At 65.6% G+C, this 19483-nt stretch carries 21 protein-coding genes; 7 read left to right on the forward strand and 14 right to left on the reverse strand.

All coding sequences use genetic code 11. The features are described from left to right. The 3 genes from A5701_RS17910 to A5701_RS17915 all read right to left on the reverse strand — a co-directional run. The coding region (locus A5701_RS17910; RefSeq protein ID WP_156670145.1) for a DUF3854 domain-containing protein at positions 1–2020 on the reverse strand (2020 nt) is incomplete at its 3' end. Beyond that, the gene (locus A5701_RS28275) at positions 2017–2160 is read right to left on the reverse strand and encodes a hypothetical protein (protein ID WP_156670146.1); all 144 of its coding nucleotides are present in this window, start codon (positions 2158–2160) and stop codon (positions 2017–2019) included. The genes A5701_RS17910 and A5701_RS28275, both read right to left, overlap by 4 nt. A 44-nt stretch (positions 2161–2204) precedes the next feature. After that, complete coding sequence (locus A5701_RS17915) at positions 2205–2450, reverse strand: helix-turn-helix domain-containing protein (RefSeq protein WP_067756629.1); 246 nt, start codon at positions 2448–2450, stop codon at positions 2205–2207. Between the two features lie 73 nt (positions 2451–2523). Here A5701_RS17915 and A5701_RS28280 point away from each other — a divergent pair, with 73 nt between their 5' ends. Together A5701_RS28280 and A5701_RS17925 are read left to right on the forward strand one after the other, a co-directional pair. Further along, complete coding sequence (locus A5701_RS28280; RefSeq protein WP_156670147.1) at positions 2524–3081, forward strand: helix-turn-helix transcriptional regulator; 558 nt, start codon at positions 2524–2526, stop codon at positions 3079–3081. Next, entirely contained in the window at positions 3068–4189 is a 1122-nt protein-coding gene (locus A5701_RS17925; protein ID WP_067756551.1) for a site-specific integrase, read from the forward strand. The genes A5701_RS28280 and A5701_RS17925 overlap by 14 nt, the downstream gene beginning before the upstream one ends. A 1215-nt stretch (positions 4190–5404) precedes the next feature. Here the strand turns inward: A5701_RS17925 and nrdF are convergent. Next, complete coding sequence (gene nrdF / locus A5701_RS17930) at positions 5405–6379, reverse strand: class 1b ribonucleoside-diphosphate reductase subunit beta (RefSeq protein WP_197501105.1); 975 nt, start codon at positions 6377–6379, stop codon at positions 5405–5407. A 213-nt stretch (positions 6380–6592) separates the two neighbouring features. On the opposite strand from nrdF, the gene A5701_RS17935 reads away from it, so the two are divergent. After that, positions 6593–7036, forward strand: coding sequence for an SRPBCC family protein (locus A5701_RS17935; protein ID WP_067756558.1), 444 nt, complete (start codon positions 6593–6595; stop codon positions 7034–7036). Continuing rightward, positions 7023–7559, forward strand: coding sequence for a TetR/AcrR family transcriptional regulator (locus tag A5701_RS17940; protein WP_067756561.1), 537 nt, complete (start codon positions 7023–7025; stop codon positions 7557–7559). The genes A5701_RS17935 and A5701_RS17940 overlap by 14 nt, the downstream gene beginning before the upstream one ends. 1 nt (position 7560) lies before the next feature. Here the strand turns inward: A5701_RS17940 and A5701_RS17945 are convergent, their stop codons facing one another. After that, positions 7561–8133: a TetR/AcrR family transcriptional regulator gene (locus A5701_RS17945; RefSeq protein ID WP_067756571.1), complete on the reverse strand. Its 573-nt coding sequence runs from the start codon at positions 8131–8133 to the stop codon at positions 7561–7563. Between the two features lie 103 nt (positions 8134–8236). Between A5701_RS17945 and A5701_RS17950 the strand changes: the two genes are divergently transcribed. Continuing rightward, positions 8237–9157, forward strand: coding sequence for an SDR family NAD(P)-dependent oxidoreductase (locus A5701_RS17950; RefSeq protein ID WP_067756633.1), 921 nt, complete (start codon positions 8237–8239; stop codon positions 9155–9157). Between the two features lie 21 nt (positions 9158–9178). Here A5701_RS17950 and A5701_RS17955 read toward each other — a convergent pair whose 3' ends face one another. The 7 genes from A5701_RS17955 to A5701_RS17985 all read right to left on the reverse strand — a co-directional run bounded on the left by A5701_RS17955 (position 9179) and on the right by A5701_RS17985 (position 16157). After that, the gene (locus A5701_RS17955; protein ID WP_067756574.1) at positions 9179–9637 is read right to left on the reverse strand and encodes a universal stress protein; all 459 of its coding nucleotides are present in this window, start codon (positions 9635–9637) and stop codon (positions 9179–9181) included. A 60-nt stretch (positions 9638–9697) separates the two neighbouring features. After that, positions 9698–11242, reverse strand: coding sequence for an NAD(P)/FAD-dependent oxidoreductase (locus A5701_RS17960; RefSeq protein ID WP_067756577.1), 1545 nt, complete (start codon positions 11240–11242; stop codon positions 9698–9700). A gap of 97 nt (positions 11243–11339) precedes the next feature. Then, complete coding sequence (locus tag A5701_RS17965; RefSeq protein ID WP_156670148.1) at positions 11340–12083, reverse strand: TetR/AcrR family transcriptional regulator; 744 nt, start codon at positions 12081–12083, stop codon at positions 11340–11342. Positions 12084–12162: 79 nt separating this feature from the next. Further along, complete coding sequence (gene nrdE / locus A5701_RS17970) at positions 12163–14328, reverse strand: class 1b ribonucleoside-diphosphate reductase subunit alpha (protein ID WP_067756580.1); 2166 nt, start codon at positions 14326–14328, stop codon at positions 12163–12165. Beyond that, positions 14298–14741 (reverse strand): class Ib ribonucleoside-diphosphate reductase assembly flavoprotein NrdI, encoded by a 444-nt coding sequence (nrdI, locus tag A5701_RS17975; RefSeq protein ID WP_231969176.1) that lies wholly within the window; start codon positions 14739–14741, stop codon positions 14298–14300. The genes nrdE and nrdI overlap by 31 nt, the downstream gene beginning before the upstream one ends. 88 nt (positions 14742–14829) lie before the next feature. Beyond that, entirely contained in the window at positions 14830–15069 is a 240-nt protein-coding gene (locus tag A5701_RS17980; protein ID WP_067274703.1) for a redoxin NrdH, read from the reverse strand. Between the two features lie 527 nt (positions 15070–15596). Next, positions 15597–16157, reverse strand: coding sequence for an NAD(P)H-dependent oxidoreductase (locus A5701_RS17985; RefSeq protein WP_231972848.1), 561 nt, complete (start codon positions 16155–16157; stop codon positions 15597–15599). A gap of 91 nt (positions 16158–16248) precedes the next feature. Between A5701_RS17985 and A5701_RS17990 the strand changes: the two genes are divergently transcribed. Beyond that, positions 16249–16863 (forward strand): TetR/AcrR family transcriptional regulator, encoded by a 615-nt coding sequence (locus A5701_RS17990; RefSeq protein ID WP_067756589.1) that lies wholly within the window; start codon positions 16249–16251, stop codon positions 16861–16863. Between the two features lie 4 nt (positions 16864–16867). Further along, positions 16868–17914 (forward strand): DNA polymerase IV, encoded by a 1047-nt coding sequence (locus tag A5701_RS17995; RefSeq protein ID WP_067756592.1) that lies wholly within the window; start codon positions 16868–16870, stop codon positions 17912–17914. Here A5701_RS17995 and A5701_RS18000 read toward each other — a convergent pair. Continuing rightward, positions 17849–18772, reverse strand: a complete 924-nt coding sequence (locus A5701_RS18000; protein WP_067756595.1) for an SDR family oxidoreductase — start codon at positions 18770–18772, stop codon at positions 17849–17851. The genes A5701_RS17995 and A5701_RS18000 overlap by 66 nt on opposite strands. Before the next feature lie 27 nt (positions 18773–18799). Continuing rightward, positions 18800–19435, reverse strand: coding sequence for a TetR/AcrR family transcriptional regulator (locus A5701_RS18005; protein ID WP_067756598.1), 636 nt, complete (start codon positions 19433–19435; stop codon positions 18800–18802). Positions 19436–19483 lie beyond the last annotated feature (48 nt).

Genomic DNA, 19483 nt, shown 5'->3' on the forward strand with positions numbered 1-19483 from the left:
CGCCGGTGGTGGGGCGGGCCGCCGGAAGCCGCCTCTCCTCGGCGATGATCGGGACATTCGGGAACACCGCTTCCCCTTTTTCTTCGGCAGAAGCAGGCGCAACCGCGCAACCGCGCACGTCAACTGTGGTGTCGTCGGTTGCGAGTTGCGCGGGGTCGGGCAGCAGTTCCGCCGCGTCGGGCAGCGGGTCACCGAGCACCCAGCGGCCCGGACGCCCGCGCCGGTCCTCCAAGTTGCGCACGTAGCCGCCGTCCGCAGCGACCCGAAGCCGACGGCTAGCGTTCGACTTGTCCAGGCCCAACTTCACGGCGACGTCGCGGACCATCGCGCCCGAATCACCTGCCAGCACGTCGACCGCCGTGACCGTCTGGCGCACCGGGGCGGCGACCGTGGTGCCGACGCCCTCGGCGATCACGTCGGCCACCAGACCGCGCACCACTGCGTAATCGTCCAGCGTGGCGACGATCCGGCCCGCTTCATCGCGGCCCCGGCTGGCCTGGTGCAGCACAGCGTGCGCCCGGATCAGGGCCAGCAGCGTGGCGAAGTCGCGGCGCAGCCGTACCGCGACGGGCGGCACCTGCTGGGCCAGGCGGCGCGCGTATGGGATGGTGACGCGGTGCTCGGCGTTGGCAAGCCAGCGTTGCAGGTCCCGCCACGTCTCCAGGTCGGCGCCCGCCGGGCGTTCGTCGGCCTGCTCCAACAGCACCCGCGCGGTCTGCTCGCTGGAATCATCGGTCGTCAAAGACAGGATGCGGGTTTCGTTTTCGGCGTGCACGCGAGTCTTGGTGGTGGTGAAGATCAGGTTGGACGGCCCCTCTTTCACGATGGTCTTGGTGACCAAGTTGCCATCCTTATCGCGGACCGTGGTGTCGTAGACGATGCGGCCCTCACTGAGCAGCGACCGCACGAAGTAGCTGGTGAGGTCGTCCTCGACGCCTTCGCGCAGCGCGACCACCTCGTAGAGGATCAGCGTGCGATGGCTGAACTCTTCCGGCGAATACACCAGGGCGCGCTCACTCATGGCGGTGAACTCCCGGTAGGCCTCGGGCGGGAAGAACCGGCTGACCAATTCGACGGTGCGCGACTTCCCCGATGCCGAATGGCCTTTCACGCCAGCCGAAACCTGTTGGGAAAGCAGCCGAGACGTCAAAACCAGATAGAGGGTTCTGGCAAGGCATTCCTCGCCGACCAATCCCCGCGACCGAATTTCGGTGGCGACGGCGTCAAGGATGCGGGGCAACCGCGCCAAGCCTGCCACCGCCTCCAAGCTGGGCGGTTGCGCGGTTGCGGTTATTTCTCGCGGAGAAAGGGAGGGGTGCGCGGGTTCACACGGGCGCGGCGCTACCGGCTTGACCAACCGCCACACCTCGGCGACGTCATGGGCCACCAGAAAATCGTCCAGCCCGGTTTTGTCATCGGTGTCCGGCAGGTGAAGGTACTCAACCCGCGCGCCCTTGATGGCGAGGTATTTGGCCAACGCGTCCATGGCGACACGCACCGGCTCTTTACGCTGTACGTCGCCGTCGTAGGCGATGACGACCTGACGCCCGTTCAGGGCAACATCGTTCCAATCGGGCAAGGCCGTCTTACCGGCGGCGGTGTTGGTGCCGCGCCAACTCCACACCCCCATCAGTGCCACGCAGCACAGCCCACGAATGGCGGCGCAATCAGCCTTCTTCGTTCCCTCCGTGACCCACAACGGAATTGACGGGTCGCCAAGCTGGGGCCCCACACCGGGCGGCACGTCCAACCCGTTGCGCTGGTCGGAGGGCGTCTCGTACTTGGCGATGCGCCCGGTCTGCATGATCCGGGGCACGTCGGGCCGGAACTGAAAACCCCATACCGACCCGCGCACATCAAGCAGGGGCACCAATAAGCCGGGGACCCTGCGCCCTGCGGGCGTAATCCCCGCCTCGGCCAGGCGCTTCTTGTCGTCAATCGACTCATAGCCGCGAGATGCGGCCCAGTCGGGCGTAATGCCCGACCGGGCTAGCATCTCGGCGTGATTGTCAGCAATCATGGTGTGGGTTCCGGCGGCCAGTTGGGCGCATCGACGTAACGCTTTTCGTGGGGCTGCACGTCGAACAAGCTCAACTGGCCGTCCTCCCCCTCGCCGCGGTCGGCGATGCCCGTCGGTTCCTCCTCAGGTGGACGAGTCATGGTTCGATGTCCTACCTTTCCCGTTGTAGTTGTGCGCCAATGGTTTACGCCGTGACGCTCGGCGGGCTATGTGTCGAGACCCGGGCGCGGCCAGGGCTCTGCTCGAAGGTGTTGGCCTCTAGGTACGCCAGGACGTCGGCGCGCGCGTACAAGATGCGGCGGCCCGCGCGGATGAACCTCACGCCCCGGCCCAAATAGCGATCCTGGCTCAGGCTATTGGTGGTGGTCCGCAACAATTCTGCGGTTTCAGCGGGCGTCAGGAGTTCCGGCAAGTTGTTGAGTGTCACCATCGGCCTATCTCCATCTTTGATCGCGTATGAGTGTTCTTTGATCATCACTTGAATTGGAGGTTTAGCACGGAGCGTGCATGCAGTCAAATATCACTTGACTGCGATATCTTTGATCGAATATGGTGCCGGCATGGCTGGAAAGAAATCCGAACTTGGGCCGACCGGGACCGACCTCGCTAATAACGTCACCCGCTTGCGCGGGAACATGAGCTACAACGAATTGAGTCGACGCCTTGCCCTCGTCAAGCGCGACATTCCACCACTAGGCTTGCGCCGTATCGAAGCGGGCACCCGGCGAGTTGACGTTGACGACTTGATGGCTTTGGCTGTGGTACTGGGCGTTTCGCCGATTACCCTATTGGCTCCGCCCGGCACCAGCGCGAAGGCAGCGGTCACGGCCACCGCGACCGGCAAGCACCCCGCCGAGCTGATTTGGGGGTGGTTGCGGGCCACCGACCCACTGCATGGCAGCGGTCAGAATTTTGTCGAGTTCGCGGTACGAGCAAGGCCCGAGTGGGCGCTGGACACGCTCGGCGAGGAATTGCAGAACCGCAAACAAGCCCACCGGTCCGAGTTGGAACGCAGACGCGCCGCGAAAGAAAAGGGGCACGCCGCGCATGGCAACGATTAGCCGATATAGGACTACGACCGGCGCCACGCTCTATCGCGTGCGCTACCGCACGCCGGACAACCGGCAGACCGACAAGCGCGGGTTTACGTCGAAACGGGACGCCGAACGGTTCGCCGCCACCATTGAAGTCGCCAAGATGCGCGGCGAGTACGTCGCTCCATCTGCGGCCAGAGTGACTGTCGGCGAATTGGGTCCAGCATGGCTGGAACGCCAGCGCGGCCACCTAAAACCTGCCAGCTATGCGGTGATGGAAACCGCGTGGCGCGTGCGGATAAAGCCCCGTTGGGGCGACGTCGCGCTAGGTGACATCAAGCCGTCCATAGTCCAGCGTTGGTTCGCCGATCTGGGCACCGGCGCCGCCGACGTCAAACCCGTCGGCGCAAGCGTGGTGAAGCGAACACATTACGTCCTGTCGAGCATCTTGGCCGACGCAGTCCGCGACAACCTCATCGCGAAGAATCCGACCATAGGCGTAAAGCTCCCCCGCACAGCGCGAAAACGGCCCGTTTACCTGAATCACCAACAGGTTGCGGCGCTGGCGGCGGCGTCTGGTGAGTACGAGGGTCTCCTATTGGCGCTTGCCTACACCGGGTTGCGATGGGGCGAGGTCGTCGGTCTGCGCGTCCGCGACCTAGACATGCTGCGCCGCCGCGTTACCATCGCCGAGAACGCCGTCCAGACAGGCCGAGATGTCTACGTCGGTACCCCAAAGGCCCACAAGCGGCGCACCGTTCCCATCCCCCAGTTTCTACTGCCGCATTTGGCGCGCCAGTGCGAAGAAAAGGACCGAGATGACCTGCTGTGGTCGGGTAGCTGCGGCCAACACCTACGGCGCCCGCACCCGACATCAGGGTGGTTCGCCAAAGCCGTCGCCAAATCCGGTGTGCCGCGCACCACGCCGCATGACCTGCGTCACACCGCTGCGAGCCTCGCCGTCAGTGCTGGTGCCAATGTCAAAGCGGTCCAGAAGATGCTCGGACACGCGTCAGCCGCAATGACGCTCGATATCTACGCGGACCTCTTCGACGATGATCTGGAAGCTGTAGCCACCGCCCTGCATGATGCTCACGTCCGACAATCGACGGCGACGCTTGAGCCTGCCCGTTGAGCCGCAGCCTGTGGATAACTTTCCGATCCAAATGCTGACCATCGAGGCTGTCGGCGTGCGACTCTATAGTCGCGGTTGTTGAGTGGTCTGGGTGGAGCTAGAACACGGAACATCAGCGGAGGCCTCGCCCACCGATGGGCGAGGCCTCCCTTTTTGTTCTTGACGCTCAAGCCCCGTCGAACGAAGTCGATGCAGGTCACAGCTCTGTTGTCGGGCTGTTTCCGTATTGTCAATTGGTAGACGACACCAACCTGCGGATTCGCGCAAAACGATGATTCGGTGGTAAGAATTGCCATATGGTGCAGATCATCTCGGAACGCACCAAAAAAAGGGCGGAGGCCCCAGGCCGCGTGGGCGCGCGACCCGGGAACCTCCGCGAGGCCCACCTCCTATCTGCTGCTACTGGAACGCGGGGCCTAGGCCGTCACTCGGGCGGCCCGAATGAAGTGCCGGTAGGCACACTCACCACCTTTCCGCGCCACGACGGGCGGGAAGGTGGTTTCCTTCTCGAACCAGTTGACCTGGCCATACTGATCCCGCCAGTTTCCGCGCCACGGAACTCGCTGGCCAGTTTTGAAGCTGCCGTTCGGCCCCAGGGGCCGTCTCCTTCGTCTGCTCATAATCACCTCCTCTCATGAATCGCGTTGTGCATCTTGATGATCGGCGGCGGATTCCGCCGACCGATACGGAACCACTGCGGTGCCGCAAGTGCGGCTCCGAGTGGTTCCGTCTGCAGGGTCGACCTAACGACCCTGAAGCCGCGAAGCATGGAGCGGTGACGATGGCGCAGGACGGCCGAATCACCGGATATTCCGGCGTGCCCGTGTGTCTGGATTGCGGGGAGCCGACCTAGCGCGGCCCCTGAGGCAGCACTACTGCATAAAGTCTCGGACACGGAACATCCCGGAGCGGTGGGGACAGTGGCGACTCGCCATGTGCACTCCTCGTTGTAGTGGTTCCAGCAAAGGGTGGAGTGCTCCTTACTCTATCGGTGGGGACCGACGCGAAGGCGTAACACAAGAAGTTGTGTCTGCGTGTCGTGAAACCCCCAGCGAAGCCCCACAACGCACCTCTGCCGACAGCCCGGCGGAGATCCAGGCGATGAATCGTGGGCAAAATGTGGGCAGACAGGGACTCGGCAATCGACCTAACGGCCGTCAGACATCGGACCGGCATTCATAGCGATGGGGAAAATTAAATCCCTGACCAGCAGATTCAGAAGTCCCAGTCCTCGTCCTCGGTGACGACGGCCTTGCCGATCACGTACGACGAGCCGGAACCCGAGAAGAAGTCGTGGTTCTCGTCGGCGTTGGGCGACAGCGCCGACAGGATCGCCGGGTTCACGTCGGTCTCGTCCCGCGGGAACAGCGCCTCGTAGCCCAGGTTCATCAGCGCCTTGTTGGCGTTGTAGCGCAGGAACTTCTTGACGTCCTCGGTCAGCCCCACCTCGTCGTAGAGGTCCTGGGTGTACTCAACCTCGTTGTCGTAGAGCTCGAACAGCAGCTCGTAGGTGTAGTCCTTGAGCTCGGCCCGCTTGGCCTCGTCGACCAGCGCCAGCCCACGCTGGTACTTGTAGCCGATGTAGTAGCCGTGCACGGCCTCGTCGCGGATGATCAGCCGGATCATGTCGGCGGTGTTGGTCAGCTTGGCCCGGCTCGACCAGTACATCGGCAGGTAGAAGCCGGAGTAGAACAGGAAGCTTTCGAGCAGCGTCGAGGCCACCTTGCGCTTGAGCGGCTCGTCGCCCTTGTAGTACTGCATGACGATCTCGGCCTTGCGCTGCAGGTTGGGGTTCTCCTCCGACCAGCGGAACGCGTCATCGATCTCGGCGGTCGAGCACAGCGTGGAAAAGATGTTGCTGTAGCTGCGGGCGTGCACCGACTCCATGAAGGCGATGTTGGTGTAGACGGCCTCCTCGTGCGGGGTCAGCGCGTCGGGGATGAGGCTGACCGCCCCGACCGTGCCCTGGATGGTGTCCAGCAGCGTCAACCCGGTGAACACCCGCATGGTCAGTTGCTTCTCGCCGGCCGTCAGCGTCGCCCACGACGGCAGGTCGTTGGACACCGGCACCTTCTCCGGCAACCAGAAGTTTCCGGTCAGCCGGTCCCAGACCTCGGCGTCCTTCTCGTCCTGCAGCCGGTTCCAGTTGATCGCCGAAACGCGGTCAATCAGCTTCATGTTTTCGGTCACCAGAACCCCACTTCACACGCCGTTTTGCCTGAGGGACGTCAGGCTCCAAACACTACCCCTGGGGTACGACAACGGGGCGGAACACAAGAAGTTGTGTTTTGCGTGTCGTGCCCGGGCGCCGCGTTCGATGTCACTTCCTCAAGTATTGCGCGATTGCCGGGCCATGCGAGGAGACGCTACCCAAGCGGCCGGTCTCGATGTACCATTTGGTACATGCTTACCGAAGACAGCATTGAGATCGACGCGCCACCGCAGCGGGTGTGGGATGTCTTCAGCGACGTCCAGCGCTGGCCCGAATGGACCGCCTCCGTGACGTCGCTGGTCGGCCGGGACGGGCCCGCGCTCGCAGTCGGCAGACGCTTCGCGATCAAGCAGCCCGGCATGGCGAAGCTGATCTGGAAGGTCACCGAGATCCACCCGGGCTCATCGTGGACGTGGGTCCAGCGCTCCCCCGGTGTGCTGGTGAGCGCCCGGCACGACGTCACCGCGCTGCCCGGCGGCCGCACCCTGGTACGTCAGCAACTGGATCAGCGCGGTGTGCTCGGCGCACTGGTCGGACGGCTGATGACCACCAAGACCAAGCGATTCCTCAAATTGGAGGCGCAAGGACTCAAGGCCCGGTCTGAGCAACTCAGCCGCGCCGATGGCGCGCACTGAAGATTCCGAACGGCGCCGGCAGCTGCTCGACGCACTCGTCACCGAGTTCGCGGCGGGCGGCGTGGGCGACCGATCGTTGCGGGACGTAGCCGCCGCGGTGGGCACCAGCCATCGAATGCTGCTGCACCACTTCGGGTCTCGCGAGGACATGCTGTTGGCTGTCGTCGAGGAAGTGGAGCGCCGCCAGATGGGCGCCCTGGCCGACCTACCCCGGACACCGGCCGAGGGCTTCGCCGCCATGTGGGCCGACGTCCGCCGACCCGAGCTTCGCCAAGCCGAACGCCTCTTCTTCGAGTGCTATGCCCGCGCCGCCCAGGGCGAAAGACCATTCGACCGAATGGTTCCCGGCGCGGTCGACGGGTGGCTCACGGAAATCGGGGCGCTGGACGGCGATTCGGACCCCGCGCTGGCCCGGCTCGGGCTCGCCGTGATCCGCGGCCTGCTGCTCGATCTCGCCGCCACCGACGACGACGCCGGCGTCGACGCCGCCGCGCAAGCTTTCGCCAGCCTGCTGCGCCGCTGAGCTACTCGGCTTTCGGCAGCACCGAGATGAGTGTGTCCACAAGCTCTTCGGCGTTGGTGTGCCACTTGTCCAAGTCCATGTGACCGCTCAAATCCAATCCCGTGATCCCGTGGGCACTGGTCAAGAGCAACGCCCCATAACGCCGGGCGTGCTCAGGACCCGTGATCCGGCCAATGATGTCGAGAAACAGATCCTGCGCGCGTTCGGCCACCCGCATCGCCTCCGTCGGATCTCCCGGCGGCGGGGTGAACATCAGCCGGTACAGATGCGGTCGCGCGCGGCCCAACTCGATCAGCGCGAGCAGACCCGAGCGCAGGGACTCCTCGGGCGGATCGTCGCTATCGACCAATGCCTGTAGCAAGTCACCCAATTCGCTCAGGGCGTCAGTGGCCAGGACCGCAAGCAGCGATTCCTTGTCGGCGAAGTGGCGATACGCCGCCGAGCGGGAAACCCCGGCCCGGGCGCCTACCTCGCGCAACGTGACGGCCTCGACGCCGCCGAGGTCGAGAAGCGCGCCGGCCGCCTCGAGCAGCGAGCGGCGCGTTGCCGCAGCCGTCTCCGCTCGTGTCGCCATCCGCCGAGCATAAGCGGAGACTTCAGTTGACACTGTCAACTGAACCAGTTAGGTTCAGTTGACAGTGTCAACTCAAAGGCTCGGATGCCGAATGGAGACCGTGATGACTTCCCCGCATTCCACCGACCGCAATCAGCTGATCGTCGTGACCGGCGCATCCACCGGCATGGGTGCCGCTACCGCGAGATTGTTGGCCCGCAATGGTTTTCATGTGCTCGCCGGTGTGCGTCGCGACGTCGACGCGGACGCGCTGCGGGCCGAGCGCATCGAACCGCACATCTTGGACATCACCGTCGAGTCGGACGTCGTCGCGATGGCCGATCGTGTCGCGAATGATCCACTGCGCCGCCCCCTTCGCGCGCTGGTCAACAACGCCGGGATCGCGATCAACGCGCCGGTCGAGACGCTGCCGATTGCGCAGTGGCGCAAGCAGTTCGAGGTCAACCTGTTCGGACACATCGCGATGACTCAGGCGCTGCTGCCGGCCCTGTTGGACGGCAAGGGCACCGTCGTGAACATAAGTTCCGTCGGCGGGAAGGTCGTCTTGCCGACGTACGGCGCATACGCCGGTTCGAAGTTCGCGCTCGAGGCGGTCAGCGACGCCCTGCGCCGCGAGGTCGGAGGTCTCGGGGTCAAGGTCGTCGTCGTCGAACCCGGCGCGGTCAAGACCGAAATGGCCGAGCGGGGAATCGCCACCGCGGAGGCCCTGATGGCCGACATGTCCCCTGCCCAGCTCGCACGCTACGACGCGCTCGCAGCGGCCGTCACCGCCCAAGCCCGATCGTTCGGCGAGGACGGCGTCCCGGCCGAACACGCCGCCGAGGTGATCGTGAAGGCGGCGACCGCGTCTCGCCCCCGGACCCGCTACACCATCGGGCGCGACGCCGCGATCCTCACGCGGGTCAGCCGTGTCGTGTCCGACCGGGTGCTGGATCGCATCGTGCGCCTTAGCCTTCGCTCATTCGCGAAGGGGTCGGAGTCAAGCGAACGGCGCAGCGCCGCAACCACCTCGGCCGGCGCCTAGCCGGTCGGACGGGTTCGCCGATCAGCCGGAGGTGTGGACGATCAGGACGTCGGTCTTGGCCCTGCGGGAGACTTCTGACGGGACCGATCCCAGTAGCCGCCCCGCGACGCTGCTGAGGCCGACGTTGCCGACAACCAGCAGGTCGGCATCGACCTCCTCGGCGAGCTGCACCAGCGCGTTGATGGGGGGACCGACGATGGCCCTCTCCTCCACGTTCTTGGCCCCGGCCTGGTGCGCCCGCTCCCTGGCGTTCTGCAAAATCGCGTAGAACGGGGCGTGTCCCAGCGTCCGGTAGTCCTGACCGTGGTCACTCCCCGGCGGGATGGCGTAGCGGCCGCGTTCCTCGGGAACCGGGAGATGCGCCGTCGCGACGATCAATGTCGCGCCGTGATCCGCGGCCGTCGCGGCGGCGCGCTCCACCGCACGGAGCGACGACTCCGAGCCATCGGTGCCGACCACAACGATCTGATAAGCGCACATTCCTCACTGAGTGTAGGCCCTGGACGCGCTCCCCGGCAGTCGTCGCGCGACCACCGCGGCTCAGCCCTGTGCGGCCGCCGCGACGCGCTTGGCGCCCGACCCGTTGCCGAAGAACTCGTACTCCTCGGGCTTGACCGAGCGCGTCTCCCGCCAGTACTCCCAGGTGTAGCCGCCCCACAGCACTGTGTTCTTGCCGTGCTCGTCGAGGTACCAGCTGGCGCAGCCACCGCTGTTCCACACCGACGGTCCCAGCCGGCGCTGCAACTCGTCGTTGAAGGCGTCCTGGGCGGCGCGCGTGGGCGCGAGTGCCTGCACGCCCAGCTTGTCGCAGGTCTTGATCGCGCTGGCGACGTAGCGGATCTGGGACTCGATCATGAACACCACCGAGTTGTGCCCCAGGCCGGTGTTCGGTCCCAGCAGGAAGAACAGGTTGGGCATGTCGGCGACGGTGATGCCGCGGTGGGCGGCGATGCCCTCCCGGTTCCAGCGGTCCACCAGGTCCTCACCGTTGTGGCCCTTGATCTGCACGTAGGTGTAGGAGTCGGTGACGTGGAACCCGGTGCCGTAGACGATCACGTCGACGTCGCGCTCCGTGCCGTCGGCGGTGACGATCCCGGTGGGCGTGATCCGCGCGATGTGGTCGGTGATGAGCTCGGTCTTCGGGTCGGCGACCGCGCGATAGTACGTGGAGGAGTTCAGGATTCGCTTACAACCGATGCGATAGTGCGGGGTCAGTTTGCGGCGCAGTTCGCGGTCCTTGACCGACCGGCGGATGTTGTATTTGACGTAGGCCTCGATGAACTTCAGCGCGTTGGGACGCTTGGTCATGCCGATCGCCAGCGCCTCCTGGCCCCAGTAGATCGCGAGACGCGTCATTGCCCGCAGGCCGGGGACGTTCGCCATGGCCCGGCGCAGCGCCACCGGAATCTCGGGGTTGGAGCGCGGCACCACCCACGGCGGGGTGCGTTGGTAGAGCTGAAGTTCGGCGACCTGCCCGACGATCTCCGGCACGATCTGGATCGCGCTGGCGCCGGTGCCGATCATCGCCACCCGCTTACCGGTCAGGTCGACGCTGTGATCCCACTCCGCGGAATGGAAAGCGGGACCGCGGAATTCGTCGCGCCCCTCGATGTCGGGCAGGGACGGGATGTGCAGCGCGCCCGCGCCCGAGATCAGGAACTGCCCGACGAATTCGCGGCCGTCCTCGGTGAAGACGTGCCAGCGTTGCTCGTCGTCGTCCCAGTGCGCCCGATCGACAAGCGAATTGAACTCGATGTAGCGGCGCAGGCCGTATTTCTCGGTGACGCCCTTGAGGTAGTCCCAGATCTCGGGCTGGTAGGAGAACGGGTTGCGCCAGTCGGGCTTGGGCTCGAACGAGAACGAGTACAGGTGCGAGGGGATGTCGCAGGCGCACCCGGGGTAGCTGTTGTCGCGCCAGGTGCCGCCGACGTCGCCGAACTTTTCCAGAATGACGAAGTCCACACCCTGCTGCTGCAGCCGGATCGCCATTCCCAGGCCGGAGAACCCGGTCCCGATGATGATGGCGCGGGTGTGCACGGGCTGGTGTGCGGATGTCGGTTCGGCGTGTGTCACAACGTCGGTCACGGTGGATCGATCTCCCTGCTAGAAATACCCGGTACCCAGGGTATCGAATGGCACGAGTGTCGACGATCGCTGCGGCGATGTCAACGTGCTTAGGACCTCAGCTGGCCGCGGGGTTGCTGGGCACCACGCTGTGCACCGGCTGATCCGGGTTCATCGCGATGCCGAGCACCTCCGCGGTGCCGACGATGACCCCGACCATGATCGTCGTCAGGTGCGCGACGAACTGGTCGCGCGGCATGCGCCGCGCGCTTTGCGGGTCGGGGCCCAGCCACCATTCGGTGGCCGAGGCGGCCGAGCCGAAGGCCGCGTGCGCGGCCAGCTCGAACGCCGCATGGTCGAGTTCCATTTCGCGCAGCTCGTTGTCGAAGAGATCCGCCATCGCCAGCGTGATGCCGCGGCCCTCGTTGAGGGTCTGCGGGCTGGCGGCCGAGCGGCCCTGGATGAAGACCCGCAGCACGTTGGGGTGCAGATCGACGAGGTTGACGTACTCGTCGACCGCGCGCCGGATCACCTCACGCGCCGAGTCGGTTTTCAGGTCGATGGCCGGGAAGATCGCCGCCCAGAGCATGTCGCGCAGCCGTTCCCCGATGGCCTGGAACAGGTCGGACTTGTCGTGGAAATGACGGTAGATCTTCGGCTTGGCCGTGCCGGCCTCCTCGGCGATCTCCCGCACGCTCAGCTCGGGGCCCAGGCGGTCGATGGCGCGAAAGGCCGCATCCACGATCTCGCCGCGCACCTTCTTGCGGTGTTCGCGCCAACGCTCGCTGCGCGCGTCGACCTTCGCCCCGGGCGGCTTGACGCTGGGGTGGGGTGGTCGGGAGGGTCGAGGCATTCTCACCACGTCATGCACCATACCCCCCGGGCCGGCCGTCGAGCCCCTGACCTGGGCAGACCAGGCGGCCGGAGCCCCGACCCGGCGGTCAGAGCATGCAGGACACGCAGCCCTCGACCTCGGTTCCCTCCAAGGCCATCTGCCGCAGCCGGATGTAGTAGAGCGTCTTGATTCCCTTGCGCCAGGCGTAGATCTGCGCCTTGTTCACGTCGCGGGTGGTGGCGGTGTCCTTGAAGAACAGCGTCAGGCTCAGCCCCTGGTCGACGTGCTGGGTGGCGGCGGCGTAGGTGTCGATGACCTTCTCGTAGCCGATCTCGTAGGCGTCCTGGAAGTACTCCAGGTTGTCGTTGGTCATGTAGGGCGCCGGGTAATAGACGCGGCCGATCTTGCCTTCCTTGCGGATCTCCACCTTGCTGGCGATCGGGTGGATCGAGCTGGTCGAGTGGTTGATGTAGGAGATCGACCCTGTCGGCGGGACGGCCTGCAGGTTCTGGTTGTAGATGCCGTGCGCCTGCACCGACTCCTTCAGCCGCTTCCAGTCGTCCTGGGTGGGGATGCGAATGTCCGCGTCGGCGAACAGCTGACGCACCTTGTCGGTCTGCGGCTCCCACACCTGCTCGGTGTACTTGTCGAAGAACTCGCCCGAGGCGTACTTCGACCGCTCGAAACCGCCGAACGCCGTGCCCCGTTCGATGGCGATGCGGTTCGACGCCCGCAGCGCGTGGTAGAGCACCGTGTAGAAGTAGATGTTGGTGAAGTCGATGCCTTCCTCGGAGCCGTAGAAGATCCGCTCCCGGGCGAGGTAGCCGTGCAGGTTCATCTGCCCCAGCCCGATCGCGTGAGACTCGTTGTTGCCCTGCTCGATCGACGGCACCGACGTGATGTGCGTCTGGTCGCTCACCGCGGTCAGCGCTCGGATCGCCACCTCGATCGTCTGCGCGAAGTCCGGCGAATCCATCGCCTTGGCGATGTTCAGCGAGCCGAGGTTGCACGAAATGTCTTTGCCCACCTTGGAATACGACAGATCGTCGTTGAACTCAGACGGCGTGGACACCTGCAGGATCTCCGAGCACAGGTTCGAGTGGGTGATCTTGCCCTCGATCGGGTTGGCCCGGTTCACCGTGTCCTCGAACATGATGTAGGGGTAACCGGACTCGAACTGCAGCTCGGCCAGCGTCTGGAAGAATTCCCGCGCCTTGATCTTCGTCTTGCGGATGCGCGCGTCGTCGACCATCTCGTAGTACTTCTCGGTCACCGAGATGTCGGCGAACGGCACGCCGTAGACCCGCTCGACGTCGTACGGCGAGAACAGGTACATGTCCTCGTTCTTCTTGGCCAGCTCGAAGGTGATGTCGGGGATCACCACGCCGAGGCTGAGCGTCTTGATCCGGATCTTCTCGTCGGCGTTCTCCCGCTTGGTGTCCAGGAAACGGTAGATGTCGGGGTGATGCGCATGCAGGTACACCGCGCCGGCGCCCTGGCGCGCACCCAGCTGATTGGCGTAGGAGAACGAGTCCTCGAGCAACTTCATGATCGGGATGACGCCCGAGGACTGGTTCTCGATGTTCTTGATCGGCGCGCCGTGCTCGCGAATGTTGGTCAGCAGCAACGCAACCCCGCCGCCACGCTTGGACAGCTGCAGCGCGGAGTTGATCGATCGCCCGATCGACTCCATGTTGTCCTCGATGCGCAGCAGAAAGCAGCTCACCGGCTCGCCGCGCTGCTTCTTGCCCGAGTTCAAAAACGTCGGGGTGGCCGGCTGAAACCGGCCGTCGATGATCTCGTCCACCAGCTTCTCGGCCAGGGCCGTGTCACCGGCCGCAAGGGTGAGCGAGACCATGACGACGCGGTCCTCGAAGCGCTCCAGGTAGCGCTTCCCGTCGAACGTCTTCAGCGTGTAGGAGGTGTAGTACTTGAACGCGCCCAGGAACGTCGGGAAGCGGAACTTCTTGGCGTAGGCGCGGTCCAGCAGCGACTTGACGAAGTTGCGCGAGTACTGGTCGAGAACCTCACGCTCGTAATAGTTCTCGCGGATCAGGTAGTCGATCTTCTCGTCCTGATTGTGGAAGAAGACGGTGTTCTGGTTGACGTGCTGCAAGAAGTACTCGCGCGCGGCCAACACGTCCTTGTCGAACTGAATCTTGCCGTCCGCGTCGTACAGATTCAGCATCGCGTTCAGCGCGTGGTAGTCCGTCTCACCGGGCAACGCGTGCGCGCCGGACGTTACAGGCTCTGCAGTGACGGTTGGTGGCACGTCTGTTCCTTCCAGAATTCTTCCAAGCCCGCGCGGACGGCTTCCACGTCGTCCGGGGTTCCCATCAGTTCGAAGCGGTAGAGGTACGGAACGCCGCATTTGCGGGAGATCACGTTGCCCGCATAGGCGAATTCGGCACCGAAGTTGTTGTTGCCCGCGGCGATGACACCGCGGATCAACGACCGGTTCTGCTCGTTGTTCAGGAATGCGATGACCTGCTTGGGGACATAGCCACCGGCATTGAGGTCCGGGGTGGCCCGGCCGCCGCCGTAGGTGGGCAGGATCAGCACGTACGGCTCGTCGACCTCGATGCGCCCATGCAGCGGTATCCGTGTGGCGGGAACACCCAGCTTCTCCACGAAGCGATGGGTGTTCTCCGACACCGAGGAGAAATAGACCAGTGGCGATCGCAAGCGCGGCGCACCCGGGCGAAGCGGGTCGCCACTCATCCAGCCTGGGTTGCGCGAGTGCACCGCAACCTCCTTCTTACCTAACGTCCGGCTAAGCGCTGAGAGCCGATTCCGCGAGCGCCTTGATGCGGTCCGGCCGGAAGCCCGACCAGTGGTCGTTGCCCGCCACCACCACGGGGGCCTGCAGATAACCCAATGCCATCACGTAGTCACGCGCCTCGTTGTCGAGCGTGATGTCGACCTTCTCGTAGCCGACGCCCTGCTTGTCCAGGGCCTTGAACGTGGCGCTGCACTGCACGCATGCCGGCTTGGTGTACACGGTGATGCTCATGGAAGCCGCTCCTTTGCGGAAGGTGGGACTTGTAACGGACTGGCAACTACTCGGGTACTGCAACAAACGCTGTCTTTGCTGTGTTTCAGCGGCCCGTCAAGCCCCCACGTTCCCGTCCTGCGGCCGTCGGGGTCGAATGACCTGTGTGCCGATTTCGGGTGGTGAACCAGGGCCCGGTCGGCCTGGTGAACCTGGGATCTGCCGGTGCTCGAAACACTACACCTAGTGGCTGACAAGATGTCGAGATACAACATGTTCGGAATAACAATTCTGAAATTCGCTGGTCGTAAGGCTTCCGCGGCGGACACGCCCGGCGTGTCGCAGGTCACAATCTTCCTCGAAGCCGCGCATGCGAATCGTTGTATCACCGACCACCGACAAGCCCCGTCAACGCGCACCGATGCCGCCCCGGGCCAGGCCGTCCGGGCGACCACTAGCAAAGCCGCCAGCGAGGGCTGGCGGCTTCGGCTATCCGATTGCGGCAACCCTGCTGGTCGCCCGGCGATCGGCTTGTTGACTTCTGCCAATCAGGCGACTTCGGCGGCCAGCTTCCCTAGGGCATCGCGCACGTTGTCCGAGAGCTCGCCGTGCTCCGCGGGGGCCTTGCCCTCGAGCGTTTTGAACGGCACCGAGAGCTTGATCGACTCGACCACGCGGGCGCCGGCGATGCCGAACGACTTACGGGTTTCGTCGTGGGCCCATACGCCGCCGTACTGGCCGAAGGACCCCCCGATGACCGCCAGCGGCTTGCCCTTCAGCGCGCCGTTGCCGAACGGGCGGGACAGCCAGTCGATCGCGTTCTTGATGACGGCCGGGATGCTGCCGTTGTATTCCGGCGTGACCACCAGGGCGGCGTCGGCGTCGGCCGCCGCGGTGCGCAGCGCGGCCACCGGGGCCAGCGGCGGCGCGTCAGTGTTCATCGCGTCGTCGATCTCCTCGTTGTAGAACGGCAGCTCCGCCAGCCCTTCGAACACCGTCACGCTGACGCCTTCGGGGGCGATGTCGGCCGCGAGTTCGGCGATCTGACGATTGATCGACGCCGTGCGCAGGCTCCCCACTAACGCCAAGACCTTGATGTTGTCTGCCACCGTTCTGTATCCCTTCATTCGTTGGTCTCCATCCTCGCACACACAACCGGACTACAGTCCGGTTCTATTCCCGCCGCGTTAAAGTACAGGGATGAGCAGTGTCGAGCGGTTGGGCGAACTGCCCGTCTACCAACTCCAGGCAGCCCAGCCGGAGCGGGGCGACGCGGCACGCAACCGCGCCCTCCTGTTGGACGCGGCCCGCAGGCTGATCGCCGAACGCGGCGCGGACGCGGTCACCATGGACGACGTCGCGGCCGCCGCCGGCGTCGGCAAGGGCACGTTGTTTCGCCGGTTCGGCAGCCGCGCCGGCCTGATGATGGTGCTGCTCGACGAGGACGAGCGAGCCAGCCAGCAGGCCTTCCTGTTCGGCCCGCCTCCCCTGGGACCCGACGCCCCACCGATCGACCGACTGGTGGCGTTCGGCCGGGAGCGCATCGGATTCGCGCACGCCCATCGCGAACTGCTGTCGGAGGCCCACCGCGATCCGCAAACTCGCTACAGCGCGCCCGTCCTCGTGCACCACACCCACATCCGGGTGTTGCTCGAGGCGGCACACTCCACCGGCGACCTCGACGCTCAGACCGATGCCCTGCTGGCCCTCCTCCACGTGAACTATGTCGAGCACCAGCTCAACGAGCGCGGCCACACCCTGCAGACGTTGGGCGACGCATGGGAAAGCGTGGCGCGCAAGCTTTGTGGGCGATAGCGGAATGACCGCGCCGCCGGCACCGCTCTGGGTCCTGCACGTCGACCTCGATCAGTTTCTGGCGTCGGTCGAGTTGCGCCGCCATCCCGAGCTGATCGGGCTGCCGGTCATCGTCGGCGGCAGCGGCGACCCGACCGAACCGCGCAAGGTGGTCACCTGCGCCTCCTATGAGGCCCGGGAATTCGGCGTCCGCGCCGGCATGCCGTTGCGGACGGCCGCGCGCCGCTGCCCCGAGGCGACGTTCCTGCCGTCGGATGCCGCCGCCTACGACGCGGCCTCCGAACAGGTGATGGCGTTGCTGCGCGACCTGGGGCACCCGGTCGAGGTGTGGGGTTGGGACGAGGCGTACGTCGGGGTGGCGGGGGCCGACCCGATCGGGGTCGCCGAAGAGATCCGGACCGTCATCGCGTCGGAAACCGGGCTGTCGTGTTCGGTGGGGATCAGCGACAACAAGCAGCGCGCCAAGGTCGCGACCGGCTTCGCCAAACCGGCGGGCATCTTCACGCTCACCGACGCGAACTGGATGACCGTGATGGCGGACCGTCCGGTCGACGCCTTGTGGGGCGTGGGCCCGAAGACGACGAAAAAGCTTGCGGCGCTGGGGATAACGACGGTCTGGGAGCTCGCACACAGCGATGCCGAGTTGTTGACGTCCGCGTTCGGCCCACGCACCGGACTGTGGCTGCTCCTGCTAGCCAAGGGTGGCGGTGACGCGCAAGTCAGCGCCGAGCCGTGGGTCCCGCGCTCGCGCAGCCACGTCGTCACCTTCCCGCGCGACCTCACCGACCGCTCCGAAATGGATTCTGCCGTAAAGCAATTGGCCGAACAGGCGTTGGCGGACGTCCTCGCCTCCGGCCGCATCGTGACCCGGGTCGCGGTCACCGTGCGAACCGCGACGTTCTACACCCGCACCAAGATCCGCAAGCTGGAAGCACCGACCACCGGTCGCGAGACCATCGTGGCGGCGGCGCTGCGCGTGCTGGACCTATTCGAGCTCGACCGCCCGGTTCGGCTGCTCGGGGTGCGCCTCGAACTGGCCATGGGAGACTAGCGGTGCGGGGGCGGGCCGCAGCGCGCGGGTGAACACCACATTGACCTGGCGCATGGCCACGCTGTAGGGCCACCAGGCCAGTCGTTTGAACGCGTACAGCGCCCGGATGTCCGGCGACGTATAGATCAGGTAGCGGTTTTTGGCGACGCCCGCCAAGATCTTCGCGGCCGCCTTCTCCGGCGAGACGGCGTGGCCGCTGAAGCGGTTCACCCAGCGCGCAACCTTGGGGTCTTCGCGGTCCACGCCGGCGATCTCGACGGTTTGGACCAGCGGGGTGTTGACCGCGCCCGGCACCACGACCGACACGCCGATGCGGTGCCGGGCCAGGTCGAAGCGCAGCACCTCCGACAGCCCGCGCAGTCCGTATTTGCTTGCGCTGTAAGCGGCATGCCACGGCAGCGCAACCAAACCGGCCGCCGACGACACGTTGACCAGGTGCCCGCCGTTGCGGGCCGCCACCATCGGCGGGACGAACGTCTCGATGACGTGGATCGGACCCATCAGGTTGATCGCGATCATCTTGCTCCACTGATCGTGGCTCAGCCGGTCGACGGTGCCCCAGGCGGAGACTCCGGCGATGTTGAGCACGACGTCCATGCTCGGGTGGTCGCGATGGATGTCGGCGGCGAACGACGCCACCGCGTCGTAGTCCGCGATGTCGAGGGCCCGGTGCGCGGGCACTTCCGCGCCCAGGGCGCGCGCGTCGGCCACGGTCTGCTCGAGCCCGTCGCGGTCCCGGTCGGTCAGATAGAGCTCGGCGCCGTCGGCGGCCAGCCGCAACGCGGTGGCACGGCCGATGCCGCTGGCCGCGCCGGTGACCAGACACCGTTTGCCTGCGAAGTACCCCTGCTGCCCCATTGCGGTGACGATACCGGCGGTAGCGCCCTACGGACGCCCGCCCCAGAGCGCGTGCAGCCACAACCGCTCCAGCACGTGCACGCGGCGGTCGAGATCGCTGTCGCGGCCGGCCAGGATCGGATCGCCGGTCAGCATCAGCGCGGTGGTACCGGCCAGGGTGCGGATCAGGGTGGGCAGGTCGTCGCTGATCGGGTGGGCGGTCCCCGCCTTCATCTCGGCCTCCACGATCGCGACGATCTGGCCCAGCACGGCGTCGAACTGCCGATCCATCAGGTTGCGGATCTCCACGTCGGTGTTGCGCGCCTCGTTGCAGGCGGTCATCACCGGGTCGTTGTGCGCGTAGACGGCCGCCGCGCTGCCGACCATGCGTTTGGCGAACTGCTCGGGGGACTCCCCCGGCTCCCGCGGCGCGAAATCCTGGGTGAGTTCTTCGAGTTCCTCGGCGGCCTCGGCCATCAACTGGGCGAGAACGGCGTACTTGGAATCGAAATAGAAGTAGAAGCCGGACCGCGCCACCCCCGCCCGCACACTGATGCTGCTGACCGACAGCTCAGCGAATGGCTTCTCCTGCAGCAGTTCCCGCACCGCCTGCAGGATCGCCTGGCGCTGCTTGTCGCCGCGCCGTTGCCCGCCCGGTTCCGGGGTGGCGGGGTGGCTGCTCATTCCCCGACCTTGCACCACGCCGGGAAAAAAGCAAACTTGACAGCCGTC

This window comes from Mycobacterium sp. E3305, assembly GCF_001666785.1.
GTDB lineage: Bacteria > Actinomycetota > Actinomycetes > Mycobacteriales > Mycobacteriaceae > Mycobacterium.